Annotated in this window: 15 protein-coding genes; 3 read left to right on the top strand and 12 right to left on the bottom strand. The window is 65.6% G+C overall.

Going from position 1 to position 12,472, the window contains the following annotated elements:
* Positions 1-2: 2 nt before the first annotated feature.
* The 12 genes from ASD28_RS29375 to rpsO all read right to left on the bottom strand — a co-directional run bounded on the left by ASD28_RS29375 (position 3) and on the right by rpsO (position 10,332).
* Positions 3-191 carry a hypothetical protein gene (locus tag ASD28_RS29375; RefSeq protein WP_056137417.1) on the bottom strand — a complete coding sequence of 63 codons (189 nt, stop codon included), beginning with the start codon at positions 189-191 and terminating at the stop codon, positions 3-5.
* 79 nt (positions 192-270) lie between these two features.
* Positions 271-2,163 carry a response regulator gene (locus ASD28_RS29370; RefSeq protein ID WP_056137024.1) on the bottom strand — a complete coding sequence of 631 codons (1,893 nt, stop codon included), beginning with the start codon at positions 2,161-2,163 and terminating at the stop codon, positions 271-273.
* A gap of 10 nt (positions 2,164-2,173) precedes the next feature.
* Entirely contained in the window at positions 2,174-3,511 is a 1,338-nt protein-coding gene (locus ASD28_RS29365; protein ID WP_056137022.1) for a sensor histidine kinase, read from the bottom strand.
* The gene (locus ASD28_RS29360) at positions 3,508-4,536 is read right to left on the bottom strand and encodes a SpoIIE family protein phosphatase (RefSeq protein WP_056137020.1); all 1,029 of its coding nucleotides are present in this window, start codon (positions 4,534-4,536) and stop codon (positions 3,508-3,510) included. The genes ASD28_RS29365 and ASD28_RS29360 overlap by 4 nt, the downstream gene beginning before the upstream one ends.
* Entirely contained in the window at positions 4,524-4,991 is a 468-nt protein-coding gene (locus tag ASD28_RS29355) for an anti-sigma regulatory factor (RefSeq protein WP_082577662.1), read from the bottom strand. The genes ASD28_RS29360 and ASD28_RS29355 overlap by 13 nt, the downstream gene beginning before the upstream one ends.
* Positions 4,991-5,347, bottom strand: coding sequence for an STAS domain-containing protein (locus tag ASD28_RS29350; RefSeq protein WP_056137019.1), 357 nt, complete (start codon positions 5,345-5,347; stop codon positions 4,991-4,993). The genes ASD28_RS29355 and ASD28_RS29350 overlap by 1 nt, the downstream gene beginning before the upstream one ends.
* Before the next feature lie 9 nt (positions 5,348-5,356).
* Entirely contained in the window at positions 5,357-6,226 is an 870-nt protein-coding gene (locus tag ASD28_RS29345; RefSeq protein WP_056137018.1) for an STAS domain-containing protein, read from the bottom strand.
* Between the two features lie 336 nt (positions 6,227-6,562).
* Positions 6,563-6,775, bottom strand: coding sequence for a hypothetical protein (locus ASD28_RS29340; RefSeq protein WP_056137016.1), 213 nt, complete (start codon positions 6,773-6,775; stop codon positions 6,563-6,565).
* Between the two features lie 182 nt (positions 6,776-6,957).
* Complete coding sequence (locus ASD28_RS29335) at positions 6,958-7,281, bottom strand: type II toxin-antitoxin system RelE/ParE family toxin (protein ID WP_056137014.1); 324 nt, start codon at positions 7,279-7,281, stop codon at positions 6,958-6,960.
* Between the two features lie 8 nt (positions 7,282-7,289).
* Positions 7,290-7,565, bottom strand: a complete 276-nt coding sequence (locus ASD28_RS29330; protein ID WP_056137012.1) for a type II toxin-antitoxin system Phd/YefM family antitoxin — start codon at positions 7,563-7,565, stop codon at positions 7,290-7,292.
* Between the two features lie 162 nt (positions 7,566-7,727).
* Positions 7,728-9,836 carry a polyribonucleotide nucleotidyltransferase gene (gene pnp, locus ASD28_RS29325; RefSeq protein ID WP_056137010.1) on the bottom strand — a complete coding sequence of 703 codons (2,109 nt, stop codon included), beginning with the start codon at positions 9,834-9,836 and terminating at the stop codon, positions 7,728-7,730.
* A 226-nt stretch (positions 9,837-10,062) separates the two neighbouring features.
* Positions 10,063-10,332 carry a 30S ribosomal protein S15 gene (gene rpsO, locus ASD28_RS29320; protein ID WP_056137414.1) on the bottom strand — a complete coding sequence of 90 codons (270 nt, stop codon included), beginning with the start codon at positions 10,330-10,332 and terminating at the stop codon, positions 10,063-10,065.
* Between the two features lie 189 nt (positions 10,333-10,521).
* On the opposite strand from rpsO, the gene ASD28_RS29315 reads away from it, so the two are divergent.
* From ASD28_RS29315 to ASD28_RS29305, 3 genes are all read left to right on the top strand, one after another.
* On the top strand, positions 10,522-11,025 hold the full coding sequence (locus ASD28_RS29315; protein ID WP_056137008.1) for a hypothetical protein: 504 nt from the start codon (positions 10,522-10,524) through the stop codon (positions 11,023-11,025).
* A gap of 14 nt (positions 11,026-11,039) precedes the next feature.
* Positions 11,040-11,546, top strand: coding sequence for a hypothetical protein (locus tag ASD28_RS29310; protein ID WP_056137007.1), 507 nt, complete (start codon positions 11,040-11,042; stop codon positions 11,544-11,546).
* A gap of 64 nt (positions 11,547-11,610) precedes the next feature.
* The gene (locus ASD28_RS29305) at positions 11,611-12,360 is read left to right on the top strand and encodes a hypothetical protein (protein ID WP_056137005.1); all 750 of its coding nucleotides are present in this window, start codon (positions 11,611-11,613) and stop codon (positions 12,358-12,360) included.
* Positions 12,361-12,472 lie beyond the last annotated feature (112 nt).

The raw sequence follows: 12,472 nt of genomic DNA, 5'->3' as shown, positions 1-12,472 counted from the left end.
TTTTACTTCTTCGCCGACTGCTTCGACCCGCCGCCCGACGACTGCTTCGTCTCGCCGTGCTCCGCGCGCTGCTTGTTCACGATGCGCGACGCGACCTCTTCCTCGCGGCCGGGATAGCGGTGTTCCTTCTTGAATTCCGTCTCGAGCTTCTTGTACTCGCGCTCGCGTTTCGGGCTGGCTCCCTTGGGCATGATGGCCTCCATCGGTGGCAATGATGGCGCCAGATTAGGCCGATGCAGCGCGAATGTACGTGCGCTGACGCACGTTCCATCAACCCTGCAATGCCTTTTCCAGATCCTCCAGCTCGGCCGGCTTGACGAGGTGCGCATCGAACCCGGCGTCCTGCGCCTTGCGCCGGTCTTCCGGTGAACCGTAGCCGGTATGCGCGACGAGGCGGGTCGAGGCCAGCTGCGGATGCCGCTTGAGCATGCGCGCCAGTTCGTAGCCGTCCACGCCCGGCAGGCCGATGTCGAGCACGATCACGTCCGGCCGCAACGCCAGCGCCATCTGCACGAGGTTGCCGGCATCCGCGGTCGTGTGCGCCTCGTAGCCCATCTCGGCCAGCAGGAAAGCCATCATCTCCATCGCATCGACGTTGTCGTCGACGAGCAGGATCTTGCGGCCGCCCGACGCCGGCGCCGGTGCGCCGGACGGCGCCTCGGCCGCCTGCGCGCCCTGCTCCGCCGTGCGCAGCACCGGCAGCTCGACGGTGAACGTGGAGCCGAGGCCGATGCCGGGGCTCGTGGCGGACAACCGGCCGCCGTGCATCTCGAGCAGGCGCGAGACGAGCGACAGGCCGATGCCGAGGCCTTCCGGTGCGCGGTCCGGCGGGACGGCGGCCTGCGCGAACATGCCGAAAATGCGCGACAGGTTGTCCTCGGCGATGCCGATGCCGTTGTCCTGCACGGCAATGCGCACGACGGCGTCCTGCAGCGTCACCTCGACCCTGATCCTGCCGCCCTTCGGCGTGAACTTGGCCGCATTGTGCAGCAGGTTGCCCATCGATTGCGCGAGGCGCACCGGGTCGCCCCTCAGCCAGATCTGGCGGTCCGGCTGGACGACGTCCAGCTTGTGCTCGCGCGCCGCGATCAGCGGGCCGGCCGTTTCGACCGCCTGGGCGATCACGCCTTTCAGCTCGACCTCTTCCTGGCGCAGGACGATCTTGCCCTCGGAGATGCGCGCCACGTCGAGCAGGTCGTCGACGAGGTGGGCGAGATGGTCGACCTGGCGCGTGATGACGTCGCGCGCGCGCGCCTGGTGCTCGCTGGCGCCGTTGCCGGACGCGCCCAGCAGCGCCGCCGCATTGCGGATCGGCGACAGCGGATTGCGCAGCTCGTGCGCGAGCGTCGCGAGGAATTCGTTCTTGTTGGCGTCGGCCGCGCGCAGCAGGGCTTCCATCTCCTTGCGGCGCGTGATGTCGCTCGTCACGCGCGCCACGCGGTACACCTCGTCGCGCCGGTCGCGCACGGGGAACAGGCGGTCGCGCACCCAGCGCGGCGAGCCGTCCGGCATCATCACGCGGAATTCGGCTTCGTAGTGCGGCGCGGTCTGCAGCGCATCCCACAGCGACGCGACGTAGGCGCGGTCGTCCGGATGCACGGCCGAGAGCCAGCTGCCCGGCTCGCGTTCCAGCGTGTCGATGGGGCGGCCCCAGATCGTCGCATAGGCCGGGCTGACGTATTCGAGCGCGCGCGCCGGCACGGAGAACATCCAGAACACGTCCTCGATGTTGTCGGTGAGCTGGCGGAAGCGTTCCTCGCTGTCGCGCAGCGCGCTCTGGGTCTGGCGCATGCGCAGCAGCGCGTTGACGTTGGCGACCAGTTCGTCGGCCTCGATCGGCGCCGCGAGATAGTTGTCGGCGCCGCCTTCCAGGCCGCGGATCTTGTCGGCGCGGCCCGTCAGCGCGGCCGACGTCTGCAGCACGAGGACCATCGCGCTGTCCGGGTCGGCCTTGATGCGGCGGCACACCTCGATGCCGTTGATGTCCGGGAGCTTCACGTCGAGCAGCACGAGCGCCACGCCGCCGCGCTTGACGACATTCAGCGCATCGGTCCCGTTGCTGGCCTCGACGACGTCGAAGCCGGCGCTCTGCAGGATGCGCGTCTTGGCGTAGCGGGCGCCGTCGTTGTCGTCGACGTTGAGGATCAAAGTCGGGGTAGTCATGTTGCGTTCCTCAGATTCCAGCGTTGCGCTGCACAGTTTGGGCCGGGAAGAAGCGCGGCAGCACGAGGCTGAAGGTGGAGCCGACGCCGGGCTGGCTGACCACGTCCACGCGGCCGCCGAGTAGATCCGCCAGCTTGCGGCACAGGGGAAGGCCGAGGCCGGTGCCCTTGCTGCGCCGCTGCAGCGGGTGTTCGATCTGGCTGAACTCTTCGAAGATCAACTGCAGGTTGTCCGGGCTGATGCCGATCCCGGTATCGGCCACCGCGAACGTGATCGTGTCGGCCTCGGGATCGTGGAAGGCCGACACGCGCACCGCGCCCTGCTCGGTGAATTTCAGGGCGTTCGAAATGAAGTTGCGCAGGATCTGCGCGATCTTGCCCTCGTCCGAATCGAATGCCTCGACATAGTCGCACGGTTCGAAGATCAGATCGACCCGCGCATCGTCGACGAGCGGACGGAGCATGCCCTTGAGCGCGCGGAACAGGTTGTCCACGACGATGGGCGCCACCACCACCTCGACGCGGCCCGCCTCGATCTTGGCCAGGTCGAGCAGGTCGTTGACGAGTTCCGACAGGTCGGCTGCGGCGGCCTCGATGAAGCGCACCTGGCGCTCCTGTTCCGGCGTCAGGTCGCCGTCCATGCGGTCCAGCAGCAGCTTGGCCAGCGCGCGGATCGACGACAGCGGCGTGCGCAGCTCGTGGCTCGTGTTCGACAGGAAGCGCGACTTCATCTCGTCGGCGCGGCGCAAATGGTCGGCCTTGTCCTCGATCTCGGCGTACAGCGCGACGATGCCGCGGTTCGTGTCTTCCAGTTCGCGCGTCAGCGACAGCAGGTCTTCCTGGCGCTCGCGCAGTTCAGCCAGCGTGGCGACCAGTTCGCGGTTCTGCAGCTCCAGTTCGTTGTACGTGTTCGCGACGGGGCTGTCCTTGGCCAGCTGCCCCGCGACCTCGGCCAGGCGCGCATGGTCGATCCACAGCTGCGGCGGCAGCGCCTTGCGCATCGTGATCACGCCGGCGCCCTGCTCGTCCTCGGCGACCTCGCACTCGTCCATCAGGCGGTGCGCGGTGACGACGGCATCGTCCGGCAAGCTGCCGTGCGCGCCCTTGCCGCCGCTGATCGTCACCTCGAGCGACTGGCGCCGGCCCGCCTCGCGGATCAGGAACGCGGCGCGGCCGCCGAAGCCGGCCTGGCAGGCGCCGCGCGCCACTTCCGAGACGGCGGTGGCGATGCGTACCTGGTCCTGCTGCGAAAACCCGAGCAGGTGCGAGACCTGGCGCGCGCGCTGGCGCACGAGCACGACGTCCTGCTCGTCGTCGAGGCCCACGGCGAGGATGCGCTGGACGTTCATGACGTTCTCCGGCGCGCGACCAGCACCATCGCATCGTCGCGGCGGCGGATGAAGTCGCGCATCAGCACGGCCGCCACGAGCGCGGGCGCGTGCACATGCAGGCCCGGGTACGCGCCGATGTCCCACTGGGTCTGGATGCCGTCCGAGGCCAGCACGCACAGCGCGCCGGGCGGGAACGGCGCGGTGAATTCCTGTACCTTGCGCATGTTGTGGCCCACGATGCCGTTGTGCGAGACGAGCGCGCGGCGCGCCGTGCCGTCGAACACGACGGCGGCCACGTTGCCGATGCCGGCGAAACGGATGTCGCCGCCGCTGTAGTCGATCCTTGCCACGGACATCGCGGCACCGCGCGTGATGCGCAGCAGTTCGTGCGCCGTCTGCAGCACCTCGGCAGGCCGGGCGGCCGGACGCTTTTGCAGCGCCTGGATGGCGCCGGCGGCGGCCTTTGCCGCTTCCGGCCCGTGACCGAGTCCGTCTACGCCGACCAGGGTGGCGCCATCGAGATCGCAGGTGACGCCCCAGCCGTCGCCGCTCTCTTCCTCGCCAGCGAGCGGCGTGCACAGCGCGCCCACTTCGATGCCGCAGGGCTCGGGTGGCGCGGCGCCCTGCCAGACACGCATGAAGAAGGCGCTGCCGCCGCCGTGCCGGGTCCACGCGTCGAATTCATCGGCCTGGCGGCGCAGCGCACCGAGGCCCGTGCCCGCCGTGCCGGCCGTCGAGACGCCGTCGCGCAGCGCGAAATCGAGGTCGGCGATGCCGGGCCCGTTGTCGATGGCGACGACATCCACGCCCGGCATCGCGACGCCGGACTGCGTGCGCATGATCGTGACGGTGCCCTCGCCCGCGTGCTTGAGGATGTTGGTGGCCGCTTCCGTGATGATGATCGCGAGGCGGCCGGCCTTGACGTCGTCGAAGCCGAGCGCGTCCGCCAGCTTCTGCCCGGCGCGGCGTGCGGCCGAGACGTCGCTGGCGTGGGTGATGGCGAAGTTGAGCTGCGGGGACAGCGAACTGATCAGCGTTTCCATTTGACGACCGACACCGCAGTGCCCTCCCCCGCGCGGGAATCGATGTCGAATTCGTCGACGAGGCGTTTCGAACCGCCGAGGCCAAGCCCGAGACCGCCGCCCGTCGTGTAGCCGTCGCGCAGCGCCATCTCGAGGTCGGGGATGCCGGGACCGTTATCGACGAAGATCAGGCCGACGCCTTTGCGGAAGCCGTCCGTCAGCGCATCGAGGTAGACCATGCCGCCGCCGCCGTACTTGAGCGTATTGCGCGCCAGCTCGCTGGCCGCCGTCACGAGCTTGGTCTGGTCGACGAGCGACAGCGCGATCGCGACGGCCCGTTCGCGCACGTGCTTGCGCAGCGCGACGACGTCCTCGTCCGAGCGCAGCGGCAGCGCCGTGCGTTCGGTGCGGTCCTGGCGGTGCCGCTCGAGCAGTTCGGACTCGAAGACCACCGCGTTGTTGAGAGCAGCGCTCATCAAAAATCAGTCTTTCCCAACAGGGCCATGCCCTTCTCGACGTTGAGTGCCGTCTTCACGCCGTGCAGCGTGAGACCCAGTTCGACCAGCGTGATCGCGACGGCCGGCTGCATGCCGACCACCACGGTCTGCGCATCGAGCACGCGCGCCATCGCGGCCGTGTTGCTGATCATGCGGCCGATGAACGAGTCCACCAGGTCGAGCGCCGAGATGTCGATCAGGACGCCCTTGGCGCGGTCGCGCACGATGCGTTCGGTGAGGTCGTCCTGCAGGGTCATCGCCAGGCGGTCGTGCATGTCGACCTGGATCGTCACCAGCAGGAGGTCGCCCATGCGGAGGATCGGGATGCGTTCCATGCGCGGTCCTTATGCGTGGGCGGTGCGTTTGATGACGGACGTGCCGGTGCGCTCGAGCGCGACGAGGAACGCGTCCGCCAGCGTGGCCTTCGTCACGACGTCTTCCAGGTTCACGCCCAGGTGCACGATGGTCTGCGCGATCTGCGGACGGATGCCGCTGATGATGCAGTCGGCGCCCATCAGGCGCGCGGCCGCGATCGTTTTCATGAGGTGCTGCGCGACGAGCGTGTCGACGGTCGGCACGCCGGTGATGTCGATGATGGCGATCGCGGCGCCCGTGTCGACGATCTTCTGCAGGATGTTCTCCATCACCACCTGGGTGCGCGCCGAATCCAGCGTGCCGATCAGCGGCAGCGCGAGGATGCCATCCCACAGTTTGACGACGGGCGTCGACAGTTCCAGCAATTCCTGCTGCTGGCGCACGATGATCTGGTCGCGCGCGCGCTGGAACACTTCGATGGTGTACAGGCCCATCTTGTCGAGCAGCGAGCTGATGGTCCACGAGGCCGATGCGAGCGCGGCCGGGTCGCCCGCGAAGCCTTCGTTCAGGCGCGTGAACAGCGGCTGCTTCAGCGAGAACACGAAGGTCGCCGTCTCGCTGGGAGTCGAGCCGTTCCTGGCGCGGGTCGACGAGATCTCGCTCAGGATGTCGCGCACCTCGTCCCACGAACGGTGGTCGATGTTCTGCAGTTCGCCGCCGCGCGTGGCCTGGGCGAACGCGGCCAGGAATTGCTGGCAGTGCTTGCGCAGCTGGTCTTTCGAGACGACGCTCGACCGCACCGTCAGCGCTTCCAGCTGCTCGATCCACTCCGAGCCGATGTCGGCCTGATGATCCTGGATGAGCTGGCTGATGCGGTTCGCGTAGTCCTGGGTCGTCATCTGTATTCCTTTTTTGGAGTGAAAGGTTGTGCCGTTTGGGCCAGTTTGCGGCCCCGGCAATTCTGTCAAATGACCAACTATACCACCCATTTCCTGCACAACACGACACGATAGGCGGGGAAACCTCGATATATTCTGCAGCTTTGCAGCATGAGGCGTCAAAGGTTTACCGTAGTGGTAACTTTGGGAAACTTCTTTTGGTGAAGGCGCGGGAAATGCAAATTCTGTGGAGCGGCAGAAACAAAAAACCGCCAGGCTCACGCACTGGCGGTTTTAGTTGCTGACGAACAGGGAAACTACATGCGGTGACGATGGGCAATGCTGCATGACGCCGGCTCAGGCACGTTTTGCTTTCTGTTCAGCCGTCAGGCGTTTGCCGACGACGACGATGGTGATCAGCGGGGATTCCATCACGGGCGCAGCCGACACGACGGCGCGGGGCGCGGCAATTTCCAGCGGCGCGGCGGGTGCGGCGATCGCGTTCGCCACGCTGGCGACGACGACGACGGCTGCGACAAAGATCGATTCCATGTTCTTGGCGATGTTCATTTCTCTTCTCCGGTTCGTTTGGTGTAAGGACATTATGCGAACGGATGAGATATAAATCCAATTTCATGTTCAAATACTGAGCATTTCCAAAAGGAATATCTCGGCAATCGACTACGACTGAGATATCACATTGATGAATGAGTTAATCCAAGACCATGAATGAGATGGCGGGAAAGGTTGGTTCACGCATCGGCCAACAGCCGTCGACGCAGGAGTGCCTCGAGATCGCGGCTCGTATGACAAACAATGTGAATGTAGAACGCTTCGCTCGCGCGTTCGAAGATGATGCGATGCTGGCCCGCAAGAAGCTCGCGATACTGATCCAGCTGGAGCTCTTCCAATTCCGGCACGTAGGTACCCTTCGAAGGCCAGTCCTTGAGTGAACCGGCTTCGTCCCGGATCTGTTCAGTGACCTTCTTGACGAATGCGGGCGACTGATACCGCTTCAGGTACGCGCGGATTTCAAGCACATCGTCGCGCGCGGCATTCGTCCAGATGATGTTCATGGAGGCGTTCAGCTTTCCTTGTCTTCCGCGTCGAACCGGGCAAAGAGATCTTCATGATCGGTTACCTCGCCTTTTTCGATTTGCTTCTGGCCATGCGCCAGAATGCGGAGCATCGTGAGCTGATCCTGCATTTTTTGATAGCTCAAGGGATCCTGGATGACAGCCTGAACCTTGCCGTTCACGGTAATCATCACAGGCTGACGCGTCTCCTGAACCTGCTTGACCACATCGCTGGTGTTCGTTTTCAGGTAGCTGATGGGCTGAATGTTCTGCACGAAGTTCATGGTGCCTCCACGGTCGATGACGACATCCTACCATAGACCTAAATTCAGCACCAAATTTGGCACCAGGCAGGCTTGAGATAGGCCCCGCCAATAAAAAAAACCGCCAGGCTCACGCACTGGCGGTTTTCGTAGTCTGGACGCCGCGGCGTCCGGAGGCAAGGCTTACTGCGCCGCTGCCGCCGCGTCATCCGCAGCCGCTGCCTTCATCGACAGCTTCAGGCGGCCGCGCTCGTCGGTCTCGAGGACCTTCACGCGCACTTGCTGGCCTTCTTTCAGGTAGTCGGCGACGGCGTTCACACGCTCGTTGGCGATCTGCGAGATGTGCAGCAGGCCGTCCTTGCCCGGCATGACCTGGACGATGGCGCCGAAGTCCAGCAGCTTCAGCACGGTGCCGTCGTAGGTCTTGCCCACTTCGACCGATGCGGTCAGCTCTTCGATACGGCGCTTGGCTTCCTGGCCGGCGGCGGCGTCGACCGACGCGATGGTCACGATGCCTTCGTCGGTGATGTCGATCTGCGTGCCGGTCTCTTCGGTCAGCGCGCGGATCACGGCGCCGCCCTTGCCGATCACGTCACGGATCTTTTCCGGGTTGATCTTGATGGTGATCAGGCGCGGTGCGAAGTCCGACAGTTCCGTCTTCACAGACGGCACGGCCTTCTGCATCTCGACCAGGATGTGCTGGCGGGCTTCCTTGGCTTGCGCCAGCGCCACCTGCATGATTTCCTTCGTGATGCCCTGGATCTTGATGTCCATCTGCAGCGCGGTGATGCCCGCGGTGGTGCCGGCGACCTTGAAGTCCATGTCGCCCAGGTGGTCTTCATCGCCCAGGATGTCGGTCAGGACGGCGAACTTGCCGCCTTCCTTGATCAGGCCCATCGCGATGCCGGCCACGTGGGCCTTCATCGGGACGCCGGCGTCCATCAGTGCCAGGCAGCCGCCGCAGACGGACGCCATCGACGACGAACCGTTCGACTCGGTGATTTCCGACACCAGGCGGACCGAGTAGCTGAACTCTTCCGGCGACGGCAGCGCGGCGACCAGCGCGCGCTTGGCCAGGCGGCCGTGGCCGATTTCGCGGCGCTTCGGCGTGCCCACGCGGCCGGTTTCACCGGTGGCGAACGGGGGCATGTTGTAGTGCATCATGAAGTCGTCGGTGTACTCGCCCATCAGCGCGTCGATCTTCTGGCTGTCGCGGCCGGTGCCCAGCGTGGCGATCACGAGGGCCTGGGTTTCGCCGCGGGTGAACAGCGCGGAACCGTGGGTGCGCGGCAGGACGCTCGTGCGGATCGAGATCGGACGCACGGTGCGGGTGTCGCGGCCGTCGATGCGCGGCTCGCCTTCCAGGATCTGCGAACGCACGACCTTGGCTTCCATGTCGAACAGGATGTTGCCGACTTCGGCTGCATCCGCTTCGACGCCCTGCGCGGCCAGGCCGGCCAGCACTTCGGTCGACAGCGACTTCAGTTTTTGCTGGCGCGCCGATTTTTCGCGGGTCTGGTAAGCGTCGCGGATTTTCGCGTCGGCCAGTTGCGCGACTTGCGCGATCAGTGCTTCGTTCTTCGGTGCCGGCGCCCATTCGACTTCCGGCTTGCCGCCTTCTTCGACCAGCGCGTGGATCGCGTCGATGACGGCCTTCATCTGCTCGTGGCCGTAGACGACCGCGCCCAGCATGACTTCTTCCGACAGCTGCTGCGCTTCGGATTCGACCATCAGCACGGCGTGTTCGGTACCGGCGACGACCAGGTCCATCTGCGAGGTCTTGAGCTGGGTCGTGGTCGGGTTCAGGATGTACTGGCCGTTCGCGTAGCCGACGCGGGCCGCGCCGATCGGGCCGTTGAACGGGATGCCGGCGATGCACAGGGCGGCCGAGGCGCCGATCATCGACGGAATGTCCGGATCGATTTCCGGATTGACGGACAGGACGTGGATGATTACCTGGACTTCGTTCAGATAGCCTTCCGGGAACAGCGGACGGATCGGACGGTCGATCAGGCGCGACGTCAGCGTCTCCTTCTCCGACGGACGGCCTTCACGCTTGAAGAAGCCGCCCGGGATCTTGCCCGCGGCGTAGCTCTTCTCGATGTAGTCGACGGTCAGCGGGAAGAAATCCTGGCCTGGCTTGGCATCCTTCTTGGCCACGACGGTCGCGAGGACGACGGTGTCTTCGACCGACACGAGGACGGCGCCACTGGCTTGACGGGCGATTTCGCCGGTCTCGAGGGTGACGGTATGGTCGCCGTACTGGAAGGTTTTCGTAACTTTGTTAAACATGGGTAATCCCTTTCTATTTGCCGACAGATTTTCAGGCGCTGTCGTTCACCTCGACTACATTTTTTTCCTTCGGGGTCAGAGCACGGTGTTCACGGTTGTGCTCTGACCCCGACTTACTTCAAAGAAAAACTCAACGACGGCCAAAACGAAAAATGCCCGCGACAGTGAAACTGACGCAGGCATTTCGAAGCTTGGGCCGTCTGGCGCAATGCTCGGGAACTGCTGATTACTTACGCAGGCCGAGTTTGGCGATCAGGTCGCGGTAACGGTTCAGATCCTTGGCCTTCAGGTAAGCCAGCAGGCTCTTACGACGGTTGACCATCATGATCAGGCCACGACGGGAGTGGTGATCCTTCTGGTGTTCCTTGAAGTGGCCGTTCAGTTCGTTGATGCGGGCGGTCAGCAGTGCAACCTGGACTTCCGGCGAACCGGTGTCTTTGTCGCCGCGTGCGTTGTCCGCGATGATCGCGGCCTTGTTGATGTTTTCTACGGTCATGATGTTGCCTTTCACATGCGGTGCAAGAGTCGGAACCCAGCGCACCGTGAATTGATAAAAAACCTGGCCCGAAGGCCAAGACCGGGAAGTATATGGGAAAAGCGCGGGCGAGGCCAGTTTTTCCGCCGCTTCCGTTAAAATCGGCGGGTTGGCGATGCCACAATGGCATGCCCGCTGAACCGTACATACATGAAAAACACTCTCATCCGCACCGCCGCCGTCCTGGGCATCGCCCTGTCCCTGTCTGCCTGCTCGACCTTCAACCGCACGCCGCCGGCCGGCACGCCGCTGGCCGACGTGACCGCGAAGCTGGGCAAGCCGGACGCCGTCTACCCCGATCCCGCCGGCGGCCAGGTGCTGGAATACCGCGGCCAGCCGATGGGCCAGTACAACCACATGGCACACATCGGCGCCGACGGCCGCCTCGTGGCGTACGAGCAGGCGCTCACCAGCGAGAACTTCGCCAAGGTGCAGCCGGCCCGCTGGACGAAGGACGACGTGCTGCGCAGCTTCGGCCGCCCCGCCGAAGTCTCGCGCGACCGCGCGACGGGTGACGAAGTCTGGTCGTACCGCTACAAGCAGGACGGTGTCTGGAACTCGTACAGGAACATCTATTTCAACGTCCGCGGCGAAGTACGGCGCACGGACGACACGCCGGATCCGCTGCTCGACGACCGTTCGAAGGGCCTGTAACCCAGGAGATTGCGATGATGAACCCGCTCCGTTCGACCCTGCGCGTAACCGCCCTGGCGCTGGTCCTGTCAGGCTGCACGACGATCTTGCGCCAGCCGCCGCCCATCGGGGCGCCGCTGGCCGCCGTCACTGCGCAGCTCGGGCAGCCGAACGCCGTCTATCCGGACCCCGCCGGCGGCCAGGTGCTCGAATACCGTGGCCAGCCGATGGGCCAGTTCCAGTACATGGCGCGCATCGGCCCGGACGGCCGCCTCGTCTCGTACGACCAGGTGCTCACGAGCGAGAACTTCGGCAAGGTCAAGGTCGACCGGTGGACCAAGGACGACATCCTGCGCAATTTCGGCCGCCCGGCCGAGGTGTCGCGGGTGTACGCGCACGACTACGAAGTCTGGTCGTACCGCTACAAGGAAGCGGGCGTGTGGAACTCGATGATGAACGTGCACTTCGATGCGCAGGGCGTCGTGCGCCAGATGCTCAACGGGCCCGACCCGCTGTACGACGACCGTTTCCGCCGCCGCTGATCCAGGCCGGCGGCGCAACAATGTGTGAGGATGTGGCGATCGGCGCTGGCTATACTGGGCCGACATGATCGCCACCGCCCCTGCCCTGCTCCCGCCGCGCGACCGCCGCCACGTCGGCATCGCGGTCACTCTCGTCGTGCATGCCGTCCTGGTCCTGGGCTGGCAGATGACGCGCCGGCCGCCCACCGTCGCGCCCGATCCGCCGCGCTCGACGATCCAGTGGATCCGGCTGCCGGCGCCCGCCGCGCCCCAGCCGCGGCGCGAACAAGAGGAACAGGCGCCCGCGCGCCCGCAGGCAGCGCCGCGCGCAGGCGCAATCACCCTGCCCCGCGTGACCGTGCCGGCCGCACCCGCCGTGGCGCCGCCCGCGGCCGACACGCCCGCGGCCGACCCGCCCGCCGCCGCGAGCACGCCCGCGGCACCGCCGCCGCCCTCCGCCGGCGCCGCCATGCTGGAACGCGCCCGGCGCGACGTCGGCGCCATCGACCGCGCGCTGCGCAAGGAAAACAATCCGTATATCGTCGCACCGCCGGACAGCCCGCAGATCCGCCTGCGCAGGGGCATCCAGGCCGCGGCCGACATGGCGCCGAACGCGTGGTACCAGGCGCCGAAGGTGGCGGAACTCGTCAACAACACGGGCGACGGCGCGCGCCGCGAGCGCGTGATCTCGGGCGGTGGCACCTATTGCATGACGGAGCGCGCGCCGACGACGAGCATCGACATGATCGAGAAGCACGGCAAGTGGCGTCAGACCAATTGCCCGGAGCACGAATCGACGGCCAGCTCGCAGGAATGGCGCACGGCCCGGGATTGACACCCGGACGCTCGCTCAAGTCATGGCGCCACGCGCCGCCAACCCGTTTCATACTTCCACGACAGACCTGCTGCAATGCAGCAATTCCTCATAAATTTCCCGGCGAATATGA

Source organism: Massilia sp. Root133, assembly GCF_001426525.1.
GTDB classification, from domain to species: Bacteria; Pseudomonadota; Gammaproteobacteria; order Burkholderiales; family Burkholderiaceae_D; genus Telluria; species Telluria orientalis.
Note: the sequence above shows the minus strand (reverse complement) of the source record. Positions and strands in the feature narration are given on the sequence as shown.